The 18,762-nt window shown below is 67.9% G+C and carries 17 protein-coding genes; 15 read left to right on the plus strand and 2 right to left on the minus strand.

What is annotated here, in order from left to right; genetic code table 11:
- Position 1: 1 nt before the first annotated feature.
- The 4 genes from G6N50_RS05155 to fadD1 are packed head-to-tail and all read left to right on the plus strand — an operon-like array spanning position 2 to position 4,637.
- Positions 2 to 412 (plus strand): Zn-ribbon domain-containing OB-fold protein, encoded by a 411-nt coding sequence (locus G6N50_RS05155; protein WP_083095217.1) that lies wholly within the window; start codon positions 2 to 4, stop codon positions 410 to 412.
- A complete protein-coding gene (locus G6N50_RS05160) occupies positions 409 to 1,401 on the plus strand; it encodes an alpha/beta hydrolase (protein ID WP_232068887.1) in 993 nt (330 codons plus the stop codon). The genes G6N50_RS05155 and G6N50_RS05160 overlap by 4 nt, the downstream gene beginning before the upstream one ends.
- Positions 1,398 to 2,993 (plus strand): flavin-containing monooxygenase, encoded by a 1,596-nt coding sequence (locus G6N50_RS05165; protein ID WP_083095216.1) that lies wholly within the window; start codon positions 1,398 to 1,400, stop codon positions 2,991 to 2,993. Before G6N50_RS05160 ends, G6N50_RS05165 begins: the two co-directional genes overlap by 4 nt.
- Before the next feature lie 24 nt (positions 2,994 to 3,017).
- Positions 3,018 to 4,637, plus strand: a complete 1,620-nt coding sequence (gene fadD1, locus G6N50_RS05170) for a fatty-acid--CoA ligase FadD1 (protein ID WP_083095215.1) — start codon at positions 3,018 to 3,020, stop codon at positions 4,635 to 4,637.
- Position 4,638: 1 nt separating this feature from the next.
- Here the strand turns inward: fadD1 and G6N50_RS05175 are convergent, their stop codons facing one another.
- Positions 4,639 to 5,514 carry a DMT family transporter gene (locus G6N50_RS05175; RefSeq protein WP_083095214.1) on the minus strand — a complete coding sequence of 292 codons (876 nt, stop codon included), beginning with the start codon at positions 5,512 to 5,514 and terminating at the stop codon, positions 4,639 to 4,641.
- Positions 5,515 to 5,752: 238 nt separating this feature from the next.
- On the opposite strand from G6N50_RS05175, the gene G6N50_RS05180 reads away from it, so the two are divergent.
- The 10 genes from G6N50_RS05180 (at position 5,753) to G6N50_RS05225 (ending at position 16,012) form a co-directional block, all read left to right on the plus strand.
- Positions 5,753 to 6,850 carry a ferredoxin reductase gene (locus tag G6N50_RS05180; RefSeq protein ID WP_083095213.1) on the plus strand — a complete coding sequence of 366 codons (1,098 nt, stop codon included), beginning with the start codon at positions 5,753 to 5,755 and terminating at the stop codon, positions 6,848 to 6,850.
- 16 nt (positions 6,851 to 6,866) lie between these two features.
- Positions 6,867 to 8,276: a fatty acid desaturase family protein gene (locus G6N50_RS05185; RefSeq protein WP_083095212.1), complete on the plus strand. Its 1,410-nt coding sequence runs from the start codon at positions 6,867 to 6,869 to the stop codon at positions 8,274 to 8,276.
- A 132-nt stretch (positions 8,277 to 8,408) separates the two neighbouring features.
- Entirely contained in the window at positions 8,409 to 9,722 is a 1,314-nt protein-coding gene (locus G6N50_RS05190) for a molybdopterin-dependent oxidoreductase (RefSeq protein WP_083095211.1), read from the plus strand.
- Entirely contained in the window at positions 9,715 to 10,227 is a 513-nt protein-coding gene (locus tag G6N50_RS05195) for a hypothetical protein (RefSeq protein WP_083095210.1), read from the plus strand. Before G6N50_RS05190 ends, G6N50_RS05195 begins: the two co-directional genes overlap by 8 nt.
- A gap of 456 nt (positions 10,228 to 10,683) precedes the next feature.
- The gene (locus G6N50_RS05200; protein WP_142275559.1) at positions 10,684 to 10,998 is read left to right on the plus strand and encodes a hypothetical protein; all 315 of its coding nucleotides are present in this window, start codon (positions 10,684 to 10,686) and stop codon (positions 10,996 to 10,998) included.
- A 37-nt stretch (positions 10,999 to 11,035) separates the two neighbouring features.
- Positions 11,036 to 12,658 (plus strand): class I adenylate-forming enzyme family protein, encoded by a 1,623-nt coding sequence (locus G6N50_RS05205; protein ID WP_083095209.1) that lies wholly within the window; start codon positions 11,036 to 11,038, stop codon positions 12,656 to 12,658.
- A complete protein-coding gene (locus tag G6N50_RS05210; protein ID WP_083095208.1) occupies positions 12,645 to 13,418 on the plus strand; it encodes a class II aldolase/adducin family protein in 774 nt (257 codons plus the stop codon). Before G6N50_RS05205 ends, G6N50_RS05210 begins: the two co-directional genes overlap by 14 nt.
- A gap of 52 nt (positions 13,419 to 13,470) precedes the next feature.
- Positions 13,471 to 14,739 (plus strand): amidohydrolase family protein, encoded by a 1,269-nt coding sequence (locus G6N50_RS05215; protein ID WP_083095207.1) that lies wholly within the window; start codon positions 13,471 to 13,473, stop codon positions 14,737 to 14,739.
- Between the two features lie 11 nt (positions 14,740 to 14,750).
- Positions 14,751 to 15,194, plus strand: coding sequence for a GbsR/MarR family transcriptional regulator (locus tag G6N50_RS05220; protein ID WP_083095282.1), 444 nt, complete (start codon positions 14,751 to 14,753; stop codon positions 15,192 to 15,194).
- Positions 15,191 to 16,012, plus strand: coding sequence for a class I SAM-dependent methyltransferase (locus G6N50_RS05225; protein WP_083095206.1), 822 nt, complete (start codon positions 15,191 to 15,193; stop codon positions 16,010 to 16,012). Before G6N50_RS05220 ends, G6N50_RS05225 begins: the two co-directional genes overlap by 4 nt.
- A 4-nt stretch (positions 16,013 to 16,016) precedes the next feature.
- Here G6N50_RS05225 and G6N50_RS05230 read toward each other — a convergent pair whose 3' ends face one another.
- Positions 16,017 to 17,036: an NAD(P)H-dependent flavin oxidoreductase gene (locus G6N50_RS05230; RefSeq protein ID WP_083095205.1), complete on the minus strand. Its 1,020-nt coding sequence runs from the start codon at positions 17,034 to 17,036 to the stop codon at positions 16,017 to 16,019.
- 121 nt (positions 17,037 to 17,157) lie between these two features.
- Here G6N50_RS05230 and G6N50_RS05235 point away from each other — a divergent pair, with 121 nt between their 5' ends.
- Positions 17,158 to 18,759: an arylsulfatase gene (locus tag G6N50_RS05235; RefSeq protein WP_083095281.1), complete on the plus strand. Its 1,602-nt coding sequence runs from the start codon at positions 17,158 to 17,160 to the stop codon at positions 18,757 to 18,759.
- Positions 18,760 to 18,762 lie beyond the last annotated feature (3 nt).

Below are 18,762 nucleotides of genomic sequence, written 5' to 3' on the forward strand. Positions count from 1 at the left end.
CATGGGCCACCCCGACGCTCTCCCGGTCCCCGAGCCGACGCCCGTCTCGCGGCCGTTCTGGGACGGCCTGGCCCAGCACCGGATCCTGGTGCAGTACTCGCCGTCATTGCGGCGCTATGTGTTCTATCCGCGCACGCTGGCGCCGGGAACTCTGGCCGACGACCTGGAATGGCGCGAAATCGACGGCGCCGGAACGCTGTACACCTTCACGATCGCCCGCCGGCCCACCGGCCCGCCGTGGAAGGACGCGCCGCCGCAGCTGCTCGCGGTGGTGCAGTGGGATGCCGGGCCGAAATTCAGCACCGAGCTGGTCGACATCGACTCGGGTGACATCCGGATCGGAATGCGGGTGCGGCCGATGTTCTACGATCTGCCTGAGGGAATCACCCTCCTGAAGTATCGGCCCGCATGACCTCGACGAAGAGGTCGGAGGTGGACATGGACGACCCCCTGCACGGCGTGGTGCAGGCGATGCTTGACCAGTTGAACGCGGGATTCCCGCGCGTCGAGCAGATGACCGGCCCGCAGGCGCGCGCCGCGGTGGCCGAACGCCGCATGCCGGTCGACAACCTCGACGATGTCCACAGCGCCACCGACGTCGTGGTCCCGGGTCCCGACGGCGCCGTCCCGGTACGCATCTACGAGCCGCGCGGCGGGCGATCGGACGACCGCGCCGCGATCGTGTTCTACCACGGGGGCGGCTTCGTCTTCTGCGACATCGAATCTCACGATGGGTTCTGCCGTGCCCTGGCCCGGGGCGGTCAAGCCGTCGTGGTCTCGGTGGACTACCGCCTCGCGCCGGAGCATCCCGCCCCCGCGGCCGCGCTGGACGCATTCGCGGTGTTCCGCTGGGCGGTCGAGCATTCCGCCGAGCTGGGCATCGACCCCGCACGCACCGCGGTCGCCGGCGACAGCGCCGGCGGCAACCTGGCCGCCGTCACCGCCATCCTCTGCCGCGACCGTGGCGTCAGCCGGCCCGCCACGCAGCTGCTGCTCTACCCGGCGATCGATCCGAGCTTCGACACCGACAGCTATCACCGCTATGGCACCGGATATTTCAACACCCGCGCCGCGATGCAGTGGTACTGGCGCCAATACCTGGGCGCACAAACGGTTTTCGACCCGCCGTATCTGGTGGCGCCGGCCCGCGCGTCCTCGCATGCGGGCCTGCCGCCCGCGGTGATCGTGACGGCCGGGCTGGATCCCCTGCACAGCGAGGGATGCGACTACGCCCGCCAGTTGCGCAACGCGGGAGTGCCCGTCGTGCACCGGGACTTTCCCGGACTGTTCCACGGCTTCATGACCATGCAATCGTTCCCACCGGCAGCATCGGCACAGCATCTGGTCTGGGCCGACTTGCGCCAGCTGCTGCATCCGGCCTACCGGAGCGCGGTGTCATGACCGAACCCAGCGACGTCATCGTCGTCGGCGCCGGGTTCGCCGGGCTTTACGCCGTGCACCGGCTCGCCTCGGCGGGCCTGGCCGTGACAGCGCTCGAGGCCGCGCCCGACGTGGGCGGCACCTGGTACTGGAACCGCTATCCGGGCGCCCGCTGTGACGTCGAGAGTGTGGATTACTCCTACTCATTCGATGAAGAGCTGCAGCGGAGCTGGCAGTGGACCGAACGCTTCGCCGGCCAGCCGGAAATTCTGGCCTACCTGCGACACGTCGCCGACCGATTCGACCTGCGCCGCCACTACCGATTCGGCGTCGACGTCATCGGCGCCGCCTTCAACGAAAGTCTTTGGCACGTCGACACTTCCACCGGGGACAGCTATGCCGCACAGTTCCTGCTGTGCGCAACCGGCTGCCTGTCGGCGGTGAACCGGCCCAATATCCCGGGCGCCCAGGACTTCTCGGGCGAGGTGTACTTCACGGCCGCCTGGCCGCGCGAAGATCCGGAGCTGCGCGGCAAGCGGGTGGGCCTGATCGGCACGGGATCGTCCGGAATCCAGGTGGCGCCGATCATCGCCGCGAACGCCGAAAGCTTGGTGGTATTTCAGCGATCCGCGAACTACACCATCCCGATGCCCAACCGGCCATGGACGGTCGAGGAACAGCGACAGATCCAGGAGCAGTATCCCGAGCGTCGCCGGATCTCCGCCTACGCGGCGGCGGGCACCCCGCACGGCACCTACCACAAGAACGCCCTCGACGCCGACGCCCACGAGCGGTCCGAAGCGTTGTGGAAACGCTGGCGCGAAGGCGGCGTCCTGTTCGCCAAGACCTTCCCCGACCAGACCAGTGACCTGTCCGCCAACGACATAGCGAGGACGTTCGCCGAGGAACGAATCCGGGAGATCGTCGCCGATCCCATCGTCGCAACGGATCTCGTCCCGGTCGATCACCCGATCGGCACCAAACGGATCTGTACCGACGACGGCTACTACGCCACCTTCAACCGCGACAACGTTGCGCTGGTGAACCTGCGCCGCGAGCCCATCGACGCGATCACCGCCGACGGCGTACGAACCAGCGCGACGACGTATTCCTGCGACGTGCTGGTCTTCGCGACCGGTTTCGACGCCATGACCGGGGCGTTGACCCGGATCGACCCGAAAGGTTCCGGGGGACAGCGACTCCGCGACATCTGGGCCGACGGGCCGGTGACCTTCCTCGGCCTGATGGTGCCCGGGCTGCCGAACCTGTTCACGATCAGCGGGCCGGGCAGCCCCTCGGTGCTGGCGAACATGGTGCTGCACGCCGAGGTTCAGGTCGACTGGGTCGTCGATCTGGTGCGCGCGGTGCGACACCAGGGCGTGAGCGAGGTCGAGCCGCGCCGCGATGCGGCGCTGGCCTGGACCGAGCACCTGGCGCAGGCGGCCGAGCGGACATTGTTTCCCAAGGCCGCATCCTCGTGGTACCTGGGCGCCAACATCGACGGCAAGAAACGGGTTTTCATGCCCTACATCGGCGGCTTCGGCGTCTACCGGCGTCACTGCGACGCGGTGGCCCAGACCAACTACGCGGGGCTGGTGTTGACCACCCGATGACGACGTCGGAGAGGAAGTGAAGCCGTGCTGGAAACGGTTCAACAGCTACTTCGGCAGCGTCGCCACGACGACACCCCGGCGCTGGCGCACGGTGATCGGACCTGGACCTGGCGCGAGCACCTGGCCGAAGCCGAGGCGGAGGCCGCGGCGCTCATCGCGCTCGCGGACCCGGCGCGACCGTTGCACGTCGGCGCCTTGCTGGGTAACTCGCCGGCCATGCTGCGGGCGATGGCCGCGGCCGCGCTGGGCGGCTACGTGTTGTGCGGGATCAACACCACGCGGCGCGGCGCCGGCCTGCTCGCCGACATCCGGCGATCCGACTGCCAACTGCTGCTCGTCGACCCGCAGCATCGCGAACTGTTGAATGGGTTGGACCTCAACGGCATTCGGGTGATCGATGTGACCGGCGAACGCTACGCCGAGGCCGTCGCCGCCGCGCCGCCGCTGGTCCCGCACCGCGAGGTCGCCGGCGCCGACACCCTGATGATGATCTTCACCTCGGGCACCAGCGGCGATCCCAAGGTGGTGCGGTTCGCCCACGGCATGGCGATCATGTGCGGCGCCAGCCTGATCTTCCAGTACGACGTCACCGCCGCCGACGTCTGCTACCTGTCGATGCCGCTCTTCCACTCCAACGGCGTCGCCGCCGGGTGGGCGGTCGCCATCGGCAGCGGCGCCACCATGGTGCCGGCCCGGTTCTCGCCGTCACGATTCCTCGACGACGTGCGCCGCTACCGCGTGACATATTTGAACTACGTCGGCAAGCCGCTGGCGTTGATCCTGTCCACCCCCGAGCGTCCGGACGACGCCGACAACACCCTGCGGGTGGCGTTCGGCAACGAGGCCACCGACCGCGACATCGCCGAATTTGCAAGGCGTTTCGGATGTCGGGTGGTGGACAGCTTCGGTTCAAGCGAGTTCGCGGTGATCGTCGTCCGGGAGGACGGCACCCCACCCGGATCGATCGGCAGGCCGTATCCGGGGGTGAGCATCTACAACCCGACGACGCTGCGGGAGTGCGAGGCCGCGCGGTTCGACGCGCAGGGGGCGCTGACGAACTTCGACGACGCGGTCGGTGAGCTGGTGAACACCCAGGGGGCGGGGCCCTTCGCCGGCTACTACAACGATCCGGGCGCCACCGCGGAGCGCATGCGGCACGGGATGTACTGGTCCGGTGATCTGGCCTACCGCGACGCCGACGGCTGGATCTACCTTGCCGGCCGGACCGCCGATTGGATGCGGGTGGACGGGGAGAACTTGGCGGCCGGTCCGATCGAGCGGATCTTGGCGCGGCTGCCCGAGATCAGCCAGGTCGCCGTCTATGCGGTCCCCGACGACCGGGTGGGCGATCAGGTGATGGCCGCGCTGGTGCTGCGGCCCGGGACAAGCCTGGGCCCGGATGACCTCGAGAAATTCCTTGCCGAGCAGGCCGACCTGTCGCGGAAGGCGTGGCCGCGCTACGTGCGCATCAACGATCAGCTGCCGAGGACCGCGACGAACAAGATCCTCAAGCGTGCGCTGATCGCCGCAGGCGTCACCGCGCAGGATGGCCTGTTGTGGATGCGGCCCGCCCGCGGCACCAGTTACGCGCCGGTGGCCGAAAACGCCGATGGCCGTGCGGCATCCACTGTCACGGGAGGCTGAATCAGGGGATCGCCTCACCGGCCTCGGCGGTCTCGGGCGCTTCGCCGAACCGCGCCAGCACCAGCGTTGCGCACACGGCGACCGCGAATCCCACGATCACCATCCAGCCGAACCCGTCGCGCGCGGTGTCACCCAGCCACACCACCCCGACGAGGGCGGGCGCCAGCGTCTCACCGACCACCATTCCCGCAACGGCCGTGGTCACCGACCCGCGATGCAACGCGGAGGTGAGCAGCAGAAACCCCGCGAGGCCGCCGGCGGCGGCCGCGTACAGGGCGGGGTTGGTGTAGAAGGAGCGTTTCGTGGGATCGATCGCGTCGATCAGGCGCACGCCCACCTCGACGACACCGAAGCCACTCCCGGCGCCCAGCCCCAGTGCGAGCGCACGCGCGCGGTCGGGCAGACGCCCGGCGGCGGCACCGCCGGCGAATATCGCCACCACCACGCCCAGCAGCGCCCAGCCGAGCCCCGCCGGGGCGTGCCGAAAGTGCCCGGGGCCGGCGGCGAGGGCGAGGACGACCAGGCTGACGCAGACGACGCCGACGGCCGTCCACTCGGCCGGCGACAGCCGCGCCGACAACACCCAGGCGGCCACCACGCCGGTGACCGCGATCGACGCGGCCAGCGCCGCCGCGACGACATAGATCGGAACCAGGCGCAGCGCGGCGACCTGAAGTGCGAACCCGGCGACATCCAGACCGACCCCGGCCATATAGCGCCACTGCCGGACGGCCCGCAACAGCAACACCGCGTCGACACCCGAGCCGCTGCCCGCTTCCACGGAGCGCGTCCCGGCCGCCTGCAGCACGGTCGCCGTCCCGTAACAGAGCGAGCAGCCCAGCGCGAGGAGGAAGCCGATCAGCACACTCACCGACACTAGGCGCCCGCGTCGCGTCGCGCGCTGACCAGCTGAGAATCCGCTGAACAAACGTTTGGGTGACGGGTCCCCGGGGCACCTCACAGGTATCCAGCGCAACAGCCCAACATCGAGGAAATTCAGCCAGTGAACGGCTGAGCTATATCCATGTCTTACGTTGCGCATATGTTTAACGTTGTGCGCCAACGAGATTCAAAACAGGGTTTAGAGTCGGTGTACAACTGTGTACTCTAGCGACATGGCTGAACGCGGCGCCGAGCCCAACGTCCCCTGGGGACGTCGGATGTTCCTGCGAGCGGTGCGGCGACTGTTCAGCCCGCTGCAGCCCGACGACTACCTCGAGATGATCAATCCGCTGTGGACCACCAAGGAACTGCGCGGCAAGGTCGACCGCATCGAGCCGGAGGGCTCCGAAGCGGCGACCGTTCTCATTCGTCCCGGTTACGAATGGCCTGGTCACAAGCCCGGTCAGTACGTACGTCTCGGCGTGGTGATCGACGGTGTCTACCACTGGCGCGCCTACTCGCTCACGTCCGATCCAACGCCCGAAGACGGACTGATCAGCGTGACGCCCAAGAAGGTCGACGGCGGCGTCGTGTCGCCGTACCTGGTGCAGAAGATTCAGCCCGGCGACCTGGTGCGGCTCGGCGAGATCGAGGGCGTGTTCACGCTGCCCCAACCGCTGCCGCCGAAGCTGCTGTTCATCAGCGCCGGCAGCGGCATCACACCGATCATCAGCATGCTGCGCAGCCTCGACCACCACGACCAGTTGAGCGACGCGGTGGTCATTCACTCCACCCGCACGCGCGAGCAGACCATGTTCTTGTCCGCGCTCGAAGAACTCGACCGCCGGCATGAGGGAATGCGGCTGGATCTGCGCCTCACCTCCGAGCGTGGCCGGCTTGGGCCGGACAACCTGGACGAGGCCTGTCCGGACTGGCGTGAGCGCGAAACGTTCTGCTCCGGCCCCAGCGAGATGCTGGACGCGCTGATCGAACACTGGGAAAACCACGGTGATCGCGACCGGCTGCACTTCGAGCGATTTCAGCCCAAGATCGGCGGCGACGCGAACGCGGGCGAGGGCGGCACCGTGTGCTTCCTGGAAAGCGAGAAGGAAGTCGAATGTGACGGCGGCACATCGATTTTGGAGTCGGGGGAGCAGGCCGGCCTCAACCTCGCCCACGGCTGTCGAATCGGAATCTGCCACACCTGCGTCGGGACGCTGAAATCGGGAAAGCTGCGTGACCTGCGCTCAGGTGAAGTGACCGAGCCCACCGGGCAAGACGTCCGGATCTGCATCAACACCGCCGAAGGCGACGTTGAACTCGAACTGTGATCGAAAGGAGCGGCCCATGACCAGTGCCGTCAAGAAATCTGGGGGAGAAAGCCCACTAGCCCGGCTCAGCGAGCAGGAAATCGAAAAACTCGCCAAAGAACTGGATGCCATTCACGACGAGGTCTTCGCCGACCTGGGGGACCGGGACCGTCGCTACATCAAGACCGTCATATCGGCCCAGCGGCAAATCGTGGTGGTGGGTCGGGTGCTGCTGCTGGCCTCGCGGTCGAAGACGGCGTGGGCGCTGGGCACCGCATGCCTCGGCATGGCCAAGATCCTGGAGAACATGGAGATCGGCCACAACGTGATGCACGGTCAATGGGATTGGATGAACGATCCCGACATCCATTCCTCGGTGTGGGACTGGGACACCGCGTCGACCGCGGAATCCTGGAAGCATTCTCACAACTACATCCATCACACCTACACGAATATCCAGGGCAAGGACAAGGACCTCGGCTACGAGCTGTTGCGGATCGACCCCAGCCAGAAGTGGGCGCCGCGCTATCTATTTCAGCCGATCTCGAACGTGTTGCTGATGCTGCTGTTCGAGTGGGGTGTGGCCATTCACGACATGGATATCGAGGCGATACGCAAACGTGAAAAGCCGTGGTCGGAGGTGCGAAAGGACCTGAAGGGCATCAGCGTTAAGGCGCGCGCACAGATCATCAAGGACTACATCGGGTGGCCCTTGATCAGCGCCGGCGCCTTCGCCCTGGCGCAGCTGGCGTTGCGCGGCAAGATCGAGCAGCCGGCGCAGTCACGCCTGGGCAAGCGGCTGCGCAAGGTGTCGAACAAGGGTCGCATCGCGGCTCTGGCCGGTTTCCTCGACAAGACCGTCCCCGGGGTGGAGAGCACTTATCTGCGAACCTTGGGTGCCGACGCCGTCGCCAACCTGATGCGCAACGTGTGGTCGAACGCCATCATCTTCTGCGGCCACTTTCCCGATCAGGCCTACACCTTCACTCCGGAAGAGGTCGAGGACGAGACCCGCGGAGGTTGGTACGTGCGCCAGTTGCTCGGCGCAGCCAACATCGAGGGCAGCCCGCTGTTCCACATCATCAGCGGCAACTTGGGCTATCAGGTGGAACACCACCTGTACCCCGATATGCCGAGCAGTCGCTACTCGGAGATTGCGCCGAAGATCAAGGACATCTGCGAACGCTACGAATTGCCGTATAACTCCGGCCCATTCGGGAAGCAGTGGCTGATGGTGCAGCGCACCATCTTGCGGCTCGCCTTCCCGGGTGGCAAGCCGAGGCCAAAGCCGGGACCCTACCGAAGCCAGGACGACCGGATGGACGCGCAGCGGCCCAGCGAGGGCGCCCGGTTCCGTGGGCGCGTTCCCGCCGAACACCCGGCCGCGGGCCCCGAACACCAGTCCGGCGGTGTCGACGTGCAGCCGCCGCCGCGGGGCAAGGACTGACACCGCAGTCCTTTCGCGCCGAGCGAGGGGCCTACGCACAAATTGATGGCGATTTGTGTACCCAGGGCCCAGGCTCGACGCCGATTCGCGCGTATTGAACCCCAGTCGCCGCGCCGTCGTGGAAGATCATCGATGGTGCAGCGCATCCGCAAATCCGACACCGACACCGGGCCGACGACCGATTCCGGCGGTCACGGGTTTCCCGCGCGGCTGTGGCGCAGTCCGCTGCGGGGACCATGGCTGACGTCGGTGTTCGGCTCGGTGCTGTTGGTGACGCTGCCGATCGTCATCCTCACCGGTCTGCTGTCCTACATCGCCTACGGGCCGCGGTTCGGCCAGGCCATCCCGGGCGACGTCGGCTGGCTCAGGCTGCCGACCTTCGACTGGCCCACCACTCCGTCCTGGCTGTACCGGCTGACCCAGGGACTTCACGTCGGGCTCGGACTCGTCCTCATCCCGGTGGTGCTGGCCAAGCTGTGGTCGGTGATTCCCCGGCTCTTCGTGTTCCCGCCGGCACGGTCGATCGCCCGACTGCTGGAACGAGTTTCGCTGCTGATGCTGGTCGGCGGGATCCTGTTCGAGATCGTGACCGGCGTGCTGAACATCCAATACGACTACATCTTCGGATTCAGCTTCTACACCGCGCACTACTTCGGCGCGTGGGTGTTCATCACCGGCTTCGTCATGCACGTCGCGATCAAGGGCCGCCGCATGTGGGATGGCCTGCGCTCGCTGTCGTTGTGTGACGTGCTGCGCACCGGCCGCGCCGAAACCAAAGCCCAGCCGTGGCAGCCCGACGGTCTCGTGGCCGCCGAACCCGGCCCGGCGACGATGAGCCGGCGTGGCGCGCTGGCGCTGGTGGGCGGCGGTGCGCTTTTTCTGGCGTTCATCACCGCGGGCCAGACACTGGGCGGTTACACCCGCCCGGCGGCCCTGCTGCTGCCACGCGGGCGCCGCCCCACAGACGGACCCAACGGATTCGAGGTCAACCGGACCGCGGCGGCGGCCGGCATCTCCGCGCGGGACACGGCGGAGCGCTGGCGGCTGACCCTGGACGGCGGCCCCCGACCGGTGACGGTGGACCGGGCGGCGCTGCTGGCGATGCCCCAGCACAGCGCCGTCCTGCCGATCGCCTGCGTCGAGGGCTGGTCGACCACCCAGACCTGGACCGGTGTGCGACTGGCCGACCTCGCCCGCCTGGCCGGGGCGCCGGCACCGGATTCCGCGCGGGTGTCGTCGCTGGAACGCGCCGGCGCGTTCGCCGCCGCGACGCTGCAGCGCAACCAGGTGCTGCACCCCGACGCGCTGCTGGCGCTGCGCGTGAACGGCGCCGACCTGTCCCCGGATCACGGCTTCCCCGCGCGCATCATCGTGCCCGCGCTGCCCGGGGTGCACAACACGAAATGGGTAGCCTCCATCGTCTTTCGCGCGGCCGCACATGCGTAGCGCATTCCAGCGGATCTACGGATCTCACCCGCTGCACCTGCTGACGATGATCGCCGGATTCGCCCTGCTGAGCTACGTGGTGTTCGTCATCAAACCGGTCACGTTGTGGAACCCGCACGTCTGGTGGCAGTCGATCATCGTGTGGTTCGCCGCGGCCGTCATCGCCCACGACCTGGTGTTGTTTCCCGTCTACGCCTGCGCCGACCGGCTGCTGTCACGCGGCCGTGCCACGCCTTCGCCGGTGCGCGCCGAGGCCGCCGTGCCGGTGCTCAACTACCTGCGGGTGCCCGCGCTGGGCGCGGGTCTGACGCTGCTGGTGTTCCTGCCCGGCATCGTCGAGCAGGGCGCCACCACGTACCACGCAGCGACCGGGCAGACCCAGGAGCCGTTTCTCGGCCGGTGGCTGCTGTTGACGGCCGCGATGTTCGCCGTCAGCGCCGCCGGCTACGGCCTCCGGCTGTTGATGGTGCGTCGACGGCCACGCCGACCTACCCACCCGAGATGATCTTCAACCGGTGGGCCGGGTACTCGAGGTCGGAGATGACACCCTGGGCATACAGGTCTCCAGTTCGTGCAGCCGCTCCGACGCCGACGGTGGCCCGTCGGGAAAGTCCCTGTGCCGCAGGGTGTCCGCCCTTGCGCCCCACCCGTCGCTAGCGCGCCACCAGAAACAGCGAGACCACCACGCCGGCCGCCAGCACGATGACTTTGCCTTTTCATTCGCGGCCTTTTCATTCGCGGCCTTTTCATTCGCGGACATCCTCCGTGTCGTTCGCTGCGGGGGACTGCTTTGTCGGGGTCCCGAGGCCACTGCAAACCCCCTGCGTCGCTACCGATCCCAACTTCGGGGTCCTCGCGCGTGGTAATCCTGCGGGGAAGACCTTGAAGAATCCTTGGAAAGTGCCCGCAGTGCGCTTGCCCGACCTGCGCGGCCACTGCGGGGGCACTACAGTTGTGTCCCGTGGGAAGCCAAAGCGCCAAGGCACGTGCCGGGCTGTGCGGCTGCGTGGCCGCGGTTTTCCTGGCGGTTGGCTTCTCGTCCGTTGGCGCACCGGTCACGATCGCGGCTTCGTCGGGCGTGACGCCCGCACCACCGGCCCCCACACCCGCCCCACCGAGTCCGGGCGGCGCGCTGCCGGTGCAGCCCGCCGGGGGAGGCGGTTGCGTCATCGGTCTCAACTGCGGCTGCACCCGCAACTGCCATAAGCCGCACCCGCGTCCTCCGGACGTCGTCGGCGACCCGCAGCACGCCGCGCCCGCCCCGCCGAATCCCTAGCGCCGAAATCCGCGGGCGACTTTCCTATCATTTGGTGATGAGCGCCGGTGAGCTGGAAATCGTGGGGTCGCCGGCATTCACCGACGAGGACTCGGCCCGGTTTCGTGCCGCCGGCTGGTGGTGCGATTCGACGCTGTCGGACGCGGTGCGTCGCAACGCCGAACGGGCACCGGATCACCCGTCCTACCTGGACCACGGCGGAGGGGCGTTTACGTGGCGTGAATTCGATTGTGCGGCAAATGGTTTAGCCCAGTCATTGGCCGGCAGTGGCGTCGCCCGCGGTGATCGCGTGGCAGTCTGGCACGGCGACGGCGCCGCCATCCACGTGCTGTTCGTCGCGATCGAACGCTGCGGCGCGGTGGTCGTCGGCATCGGCGCGCGCGCCGGCACCCGCGAGGCGTCGGCGATCCTGCGCACCGCCCAGCCCAAAATCCTGGTCAGCGATCAGCCCCGCAGCGGCGCCGCCGCGCAAGTGGCCAACGACCTGCGGGTGCCCGCGGTCCGGTTGAGCCACCACGAGGGGACGCTTCGCCTCGATGTCGACGCCGAGCCCGCGGCGCTGCCGGCCGGCTGCGAACTCGGTCCCGATGACGTGTTCCTGATCAACTCGACCTCCGGGACCACCGGGCTGCCCAAATGCGTCGTGCACACCCAGAACCGTTGGCACTACTTCCACCAGAAGGCCGTCGCCAACGGGCTGCTGACGGCGGACGAGGTGTTCCTGCCGGTCATCCCCACCCCGTTCGGGTTCGGGCTGTGGACCAGTCACACCACCCCGATCTACCTCGGCGCCACCGCGGTGATTCTGGACCGGTTCAACACCAAGGCCACCTGCGAGGCGATAGCCCGGCACAAGGTCACCGTATTATGCTGCGTCAGCACGCAATTGACCATGCTGATGGCGGATCCGGCCACCCGCGGCCACGACCTCAGTTCGCTGCGCCTCGTGTACACCGGCGGGGAAGCATTGCCGTATCGACCCGCGGCCGAATTCGAGGACCTCACCGGCGCCAGAATCCTGCAGTTCTACGGCTCCAACGAGACCGGGATGCTCAGCGCGACCACCGTCGACGACTCGCGCGAACACCGGCTTCGCACCGGGGGCCGTCTCGTCCCGGAGATGTCGGTCCGGCTGTTCGACGGCGACCGCGACGTCACCGCGACGGGGCGGGGACAGCCCGCGTGCCGGGGGCCGGCGACCAGCCTCGGTTACCTCGGCGGGACCGACCACGACAAGCTGTTCACCCGCGACGGGTGGATGCGCATGGGCGACATCTGCGAAATCGACGCCGACGGCTATCTGCGCGTCACCGGGCGTACGTCCGATTTCATCGTGCGCGGCGGCAAGAACATCAGCGCAAGCCAGGTCGAAGACGCGGTCATGACGCACCCCGCGATCGCGATCGCGGCGGCGGTCGCCATGCCCGACCCGGTGTTCGGCGAAAAGGTCTGCCTCTATGCCGAACTCACCGACTCCGCCACCGTCGACCTGCCCGGGCTCGTCGGACACCTGCTGGCGCTGGGCGTTTCCAAGGAACTGCTGCCCGAGCGGCTCATCATTCTCGACGAACTGCCCCGATCATCCGGCGGAAAGATAGCCAAAGGCCGGCTCCGCGAGGATATTGGAGCCAGAACGGAGGCCGGCGATGAACGCTCCTAACGCACGGCGCGGCGGGTTGGAAGTCTGGGCGCCGTCGGTGATTCCCCCCATCGGCGTCGACCTGTCCCACGAGCAGGCGCTGGCCATCGCCTTCCGTCACCTGGCGGGTATCGGGTTCGCCGAGAACATGGCCGGGCACATCACCTGGCAGCCCGACGGCCGGACCGACATGTTCGTCAACCCGTGGGGACTGTGGTGGCAGGAGATCACCGCATCCGACATCTGCGTGGTCGACGGCGACGCGCACGTGGTCAGCGGGCGCTGGGACGTCACCCCGGCCATCCACATCCACACCGAACTGCACCGGGTGCGCGACGACGCCCGGGTGGTAATCCACAACCACCCCTACTACGCGTGCGTGCTCGCGGCGCTGGGCCGACTGCCCGAGCTGGTGCACCAGACCGGTGCGCTGTTCCTCGACGACCTCTGCCTCGTCGACACCTACGACGGCGAAATCGACAGCCCCGAGCGCGCCGCGGAACTCGCCGCCCGCATCGGTGGCGCCAACCTGACGATCCTGGCCAACCACGGCGTCATCGCGACCGGCCGCACCTTGCCCGAAGCCGTCTACCGCGCGGCATCCATCGAGCGCGTCTGCAAGCTGGCCTATGACGTCATGCTGACCGGCAAAGAGCCGGTGGCCATGAACTGGTCGGACATGGCCGGCATGCAACGGTCGCTGATCGAACGCGCGGCCGACGTGTACTGGGCCGGCGCGGCGCGGATGACCATCAAGGCCGACGTCGATGTGCTCAGCTGAACCGGATGCTTACTTGCCGCTGAACGATGCAGCCCCGCAAGGAGATTGACGCGTGAAATCGATCGACGAGCTGGCGAATGACCTGAACTTCACCACGGCGAAGACCGGCACCGAGCGCTCGGTCACGTTTCTGCCGGATCCGCCCCGGGCACCGCGCCGCTACACGGTGATCTCGGTCGACGATCACATCGTCGAACCCCCGGACACCTTCACCGGCCGGCTGCCCCGCAAATTCGCCGATCGGGCGCCCAAAGTCGTCGAGACCGACAGCGGGGGACAGACATGGGTCTACGACGGCAAGGAACTGCCCAACGTCGGCTTCAACGCGGTGGTCGGACGGCCGGTGGCGGAGTACGGGTTCGAGCCCGTCCGGTTCGACGAAATGCGCAGGGGCGCATGGGATATCCACGCTCGCGTCAAGGACATGGACCTCAACGGCGTCTACGCCTCACTGAACTTCCCGTCGTTCCTGCCGGGGTTCGCCGGCCAGCGGCTGCAGCAGGTGACCAACGACCGCGACCTGGCGCTGGCCTCGGTGCGGGCCTGGAACGACTGGCATCTCGAGGTCTGGGCGGGGTCGTATCCCGACCGGATCATTCCCTGCCAATTGCCGTGGCTGCTCGATCCCGAACTCGGCGCGAAGATGATCCACGAGAACGCAGAGCGCGGCTTTCACGCCGTGACGTTCAGCGAGAACCCGGCAATGCTTGGGCTGCCCAGCATCCATACCGGCCACTGGGACCCGCTGATGGCCGCCTGCGCCGAGACCGGCACCGTGGTGAATCTGCACATCGGATCCTCCGGGGCGTCACCGTCCACCACCGCGGACGCCCCACCGGACGTGCCGGGCGTGCTGTTTTTCGCCTATGCCATTTCCGCGGCGGTGGACTGGTTGTACTCCGGACTGCCCAGCCGGTTCCCCGACCTCAAGATCTGCCTGTCCGAGGGCGGAATCGGCTGGGTGGCGGGGCTGCTCGATCGCCTCGACCACATGCTCAGTTATCACGCGATGTACGGCACCTGGCAGGCGCTCGGTGAGCCCCTGACCCCCGCGGAGGTGCTGACCCGCAACTTCTGGTTCTGCGCGGTCGAGGACAAGTCCTCATTCGTGCAGCGTGACCGGATCGGCGTCGACAACATCATGCTGGAGGCCGACTACCCGCATTGCGACTCGACGTGGCCGCACACCCAACAGACCATTCACGAGCAGATCGGTGATCTGCCACCCGACGCCATCCGAAAATTCAGCTGGGAGAACGCGTCTCGGTTGTACCGGCATCCGGTGCCGGCCGCGGTGCAACAGGACCCCGAGGCGTTCTGACCGTGCGGCGCATGCCGCCCGAGCACAATGCGGCGGCCATCCCGGGCGCCACCCGCACCATGGGTCGCGTCTACGGGTGGCTGCTGATCTGTGCTCCGCCGCAGCAGTCGTTGACCCAGCTGGCCGCGGCGTTAGCGGTGAGCAAGACCTCGATCAGCACCGTCGCCCGGCAATTGCTGGACGGCGGCATGGTCGAGCGGCTGCCCAGCCCCAACCGCCAGCACCTCTATCGCGTCCGGCCGGGAGGGTTCACCAGCGTTCTGGAAACACAGCTGTCCCTGATGCGGCTGGGCATCGAGCCCGCCGAGTTCGCGCTGTCGGTGCTGGGTGAGGACCGCGCCGAGCAACGGCAGCGCATCGAGGACTTCCGCGATTTCTGCGAGCTCTGCACCCGGGCCTACGGCCAGCAGCTGATGGAAATGTGGACCGAATACCGGAAAGGGAAGCAGCCATGACCGCGACGGACCAAGTCGACTTCACTTCCGTGCCGTGGGGTTCGGTGGAGTGGACGAACCTCGTCACACTGTATCTGCGTGCCCACGAAAGCCGTTCGAAGCGGCCGATTTTGGGGGACAAGGCGGCCGCGGACGCGGTGGACCGCATCGACTACGACTTCAAGAGAATCCACCGGATGTCGCTGCCCGCGTCGAATCAATACCTGGTGGCGCTACGGGCCAGGCAGCTTGACGACTGGTGTGCCGACTTCCTGGCCCGCCATCCGGACGCCGTTGTGCTGCACCTGGGTTGCGGCCTCGACGGGCGTGCCTTCCGGCTGGCCGTACCGCCGTCGGTGCTGTGGTTCGACGTCGATCAGCCGAGCGTGATCGGGCTACGACGGCGGCTTTACGACGACACCGAGCGCTACCGGATGATCGGCTCGTCGGTGACCGAACTGCAGTGGCTCGATCATGTCCCGACCGGACGTCCGACGCTGATCGTCGCCGAGGGCCTGCTGATGTACCTGCATGAGGACGAGGTCCGCCGGCTGCTGGCGCGACTGATCGACCGATTCGCCGGCGGGGAAATGCTTTTCGACACGCTCTCCGCGCTGGCGCCGCTGATGTCCAAGCTCTTCACCCGGGGAATCATCACGTGGGGCATCCGGGACGCGCGCGAGATCGCGACCTGGAACCCGCGGCTGCGGTTCCTGGAGCAGGCGCCCGTGCTCGCCCGCTACCGCGAGATCCCATCGGCCGCGGTGCGGTTGATCTACAGGTTGATGTGGATGACGGCCGCTCGCCACTACGACGTGCTCAACCGCTTCGAATACTGACCGCTCACAGGTCGGCCGCCAGCCGGCGCAGGATGTCGGACGCGGGTTCCGCGGTGGCGTGCCGGTAGCCGGTGCCCGCCCAGAGGTGGACGTAGTCCGGCTTGCCCGCCGCCGCGGCGGCCTTGCGCAACGGGCTGGTCAGGTAGTGGATGGCGGGATAACCCGGCGGCGCCTGCGCCTCGTGCGCGTCGATGAACGCGTTGCGCAGACCGCGGGCCGGGCGGCCGGTGAAGGCGCGGGTCAGCACCGTCTCGGTGTACGCGGGATCGACCAGGGCCGCCTGATGGGTGGCCGAGGCGCCGCTCTCGGTGGCGCGCAACAGCACGGTGCCCACGGCGGCCGCGGTCGCGCCCGCCCGGATCACCTCGGCCACCGCGGCGGGGGTGGCCAGCCCGCCGGTGGCCATCACCGGCAGGGGCACCTTCGCGACGACCTGCCGGACGAGGTCGACGATTCCGACCGGCGTCAACGGCCGCTGCGGCGAGAGGGTGCCGGAATGGCCGCCGGCGGCCGCCGCCTGCACGGCGAGCATGTCGACTCCGGCCTCGTGCGCCTGCGCCGCCTCGTCGGCCGTGGTGACCGTCTGGACCACAACGCTGTTGGCCCGTTGCAGCGCGGTGATCACGTCGCGTGGCGGAATGCCGAACGTGAACGACACCATCGGAACCGGGTCGTCGAGCAACAGCGCGATCTTTTCGTCGAATCGGTCGTTGTCCTCGATGGGGTCGGGCGGCAGCGTCAGCCCGAACTGGTCGGCGTCGGCCTGGATGATCGCGGCGTAGGCGTGGTAGCGCTGCGGGTCGACCGGCACCGGATTGGGTGCGAACACGTTGACCCCGAATGGGATTCCCTCGGCGCGCACGGCTTTGATCTCGGCTTCGATGGCCTCCACCGTCTTGTATCCGGCCGCGAGCAAGCCCAGCGCGCCGGCACGGTTGGCGGCCGACACCATGGCCGGAGTGGTCGGGCCGCCCGACATCGGAGCCGCGACCAACGGAACGGACATTCCAAACTGCGCTAACATCGCCAAGCCCTTTCCTCGTTCCGCCGCGGTATACCCCGATGGTGCCCGCCTCGACAATATCGGCGCCGAGCCGGTGCGGCAGCGTTCCGCCGCGGGGGCCGACCTGGCAGGATGCGTGGGCGTGAAACGTCCCAACTTCCTTGTGATCGTTGCAGACGACCTCGGGTTCTCCGACATCGGCGCATTCGGCGGCGAGATCGAGACGCCCAACCTCGACCGACTGGCCCACGCGGGGATCCGGCTGACCGATTTCCACTCGGCGCCGGCCTGCTCACCGACCCGGGCGATGTTGTTGACCGGGACCGATCACCACATCGCCGGCATCGGGACCATGCTCGAGGTCGCCTCGCCGGAATTTCGCGGCGCGCCCGGGTACGAGGGTTATCTGAACGACCGGGTCGTCGCGTTGCCCGAACTGCTGCGCGACGCGGGGTACCTGACGCTGATGTCGGGCAAGTGGCACCTGGGGGCCACGATCGAGACGTCGCCGTGGGCACGGGGTTTCGAGCGTTCCTTCGCCCTGCTGCCGGCCGGTGCCAGCCATTACGGCGGTGCCGAGGAGCGTGGATTCTCGCCGGTGCCAACGCTTTACACCGAAGACGACCAGTTCGTCAGCGTCGGCGACGACTTTTATTCGTCGGACTCCTATGCCGACACGCTGTTGCGCTATCTGGAGGAGCGCGACCCCGACGACGACCGGCCCTTCTTCGCCTATCTGCCCTTCCAGGCCCCGCACTGGCCCCTGCAGGCGCCCGACGGGGCCATCGCGAAATACCGGGGCCGCTACGACGCCGGGCCGGATGCGCTCCGCGAGGAGCGGCTGTCCGCCCTCAAGCGGCTCGGTCTGTGTCCGCCCGACGTCGTCGCGCATCCGGTGGTGGCCGACGGCGCGCCCGAATGGGCCGACATGACCGACGAACAGCGCGCGCGCTCGGCCCGCAGCATGGAGGTCTACGCCGGGATGGTCGACCGGATGGACTACAACATCGGCCGGGTGATCGACTACCTCTCGGCGAGCGGCGAACTCGACAACACCGTCGTCATCTTCATGTCCGACAACGGAGCCGAGGGGGCGATCGTCGAGGCGATGCCGCTGCGCGGCCCGCAGATCGCCGCACAGATCGAAAAGCATTGCGACAACAGCCTGGACAACCTCGGCCGGCCCACGTCGTTCATCTGGTACGGCCCCCGCTGGGCGCAGGCGGCCACCGCGCCGTCACGCCTGCACAAGGCGTTCACCACCCAGGGCGGGATCCGCGTGACCGGCTTCGTCACCTGGCCCGGCTTCGCCCGGCAACAGCAGATCGGCACCGCGTTCAGCACGGTCATGGACATCGCCCCGACCCTGCTGGAGCTGGCCGGCGTCACCCACCCGGGCACCTCCTACCGCGGCCGCGAGGTGGCCCCCATGCGCGGCCGCTCACTGGTCGATTACCTGACGGGCGCCGCGGAAACCGTGCACGATGCCGACACCGGCACCGGCTGGGAGCTGTTCGGCCGCCGCGCCATCCGCCAGGGCGACTGGAAGGCGCTGTACCTGCCGGCACCGTACGGCCCGGGTGGCTGGCAGCTCTACGACCTGGCTTCCGACCCCGGTGAGATCGACGATCTGGCCGCTGAGCGACCCGACAAACTGGCCGAGCTGCTGGCGTTGTGGGATCGCTACGTCGAGGAAACCGGCGTGATCCTCGACCCCATCTCCGTCTACGACCTGCAACTCTGACGA

Source organism: Mycobacterium mantenii (genome assembly GCF_010731775.1).
Taxonomy (GTDB): Bacteria; Actinomycetota; Actinomycetes; order Mycobacteriales; family Mycobacteriaceae; genus Mycobacterium; species Mycobacterium mantenii.

Excerpts from the sequence above, each read along its gene's own strand:
- G6N50_RS05155 (WP_083095217.1), top strand. The coding sequence starts at position 2 with ATGGGCCACCCCGACGCTCTCCCGGTCCCCGAGCCGACGCCCGTCTCG.
- G6N50_RS05160 (WP_232068887.1), top strand. The coding sequence starts at position 409 with ATGACCTCGACGAAGAGGTCGGAGGTGGACATGGACGACCCCCTGCAC.
- G6N50_RS05165 (WP_083095216.1), top strand. The coding sequence starts at position 1,398 with ATGACCGAACCCAGCGACGTCATCGTCGTCGGCGCCGGGTTCGCCGGG.
- G6N50_RS05180 (WP_083095213.1), top strand. The coding sequence starts at position 5,753 with ATGGCTGAACGCGGCGCCGAGCCCAACGTCCCCTGGGGACGTCGGATG.
- G6N50_RS05185 (WP_083095212.1), top strand. The coding sequence starts at position 6,867 with ATGACCAGTGCCGTCAAGAAATCTGGGGGAGAAAGCCCACTAGCCCGG.
- G6N50_RS05190 (WP_083095211.1), top strand. The coding sequence starts at position 8,409 with ATGGTGCAGCGCATCCGCAAATCCGACACCGACACCGGGCCGACGACC.
- G6N50_RS05195 (WP_083095210.1), top strand. The coding sequence starts at position 9,715 with ATGCGTAGCGCATTCCAGCGGATCTACGGATCTCACCCGCTGCACCTG.
- G6N50_RS05205 (WP_083095209.1), top strand. The coding sequence starts at position 11,036 with ATGAGCGCCGGTGAGCTGGAAATCGTGGGGTCGCCGGCATTCACCGAC.
- G6N50_RS05210 (WP_083095208.1), top strand. The coding sequence starts at position 12,645 with ATGAACGCTCCTAACGCACGGCGCGGCGGGTTGGAAGTCTGGGCGCCG.
- G6N50_RS05220 (WP_083095282.1), top strand. The coding sequence starts at position 14,751 with ATGCCGCCCGAGCACAATGCGGCGGCCATCCCGGGCGCCACCCGCACC.
- G6N50_RS05225 (WP_083095206.1), top strand. The coding sequence starts at position 15,191 with ATGACCGCGACGGACCAAGTCGACTTCACTTCCGTGCCGTGGGGTTCG.
- G6N50_RS05230 (WP_083095205.1), bottom strand. The coding sequence starts at position 17,036 with ATGTTAGCGCAGTTTGGAATGTCCGTTCCGTTGGTCGCGGCTCCGATG.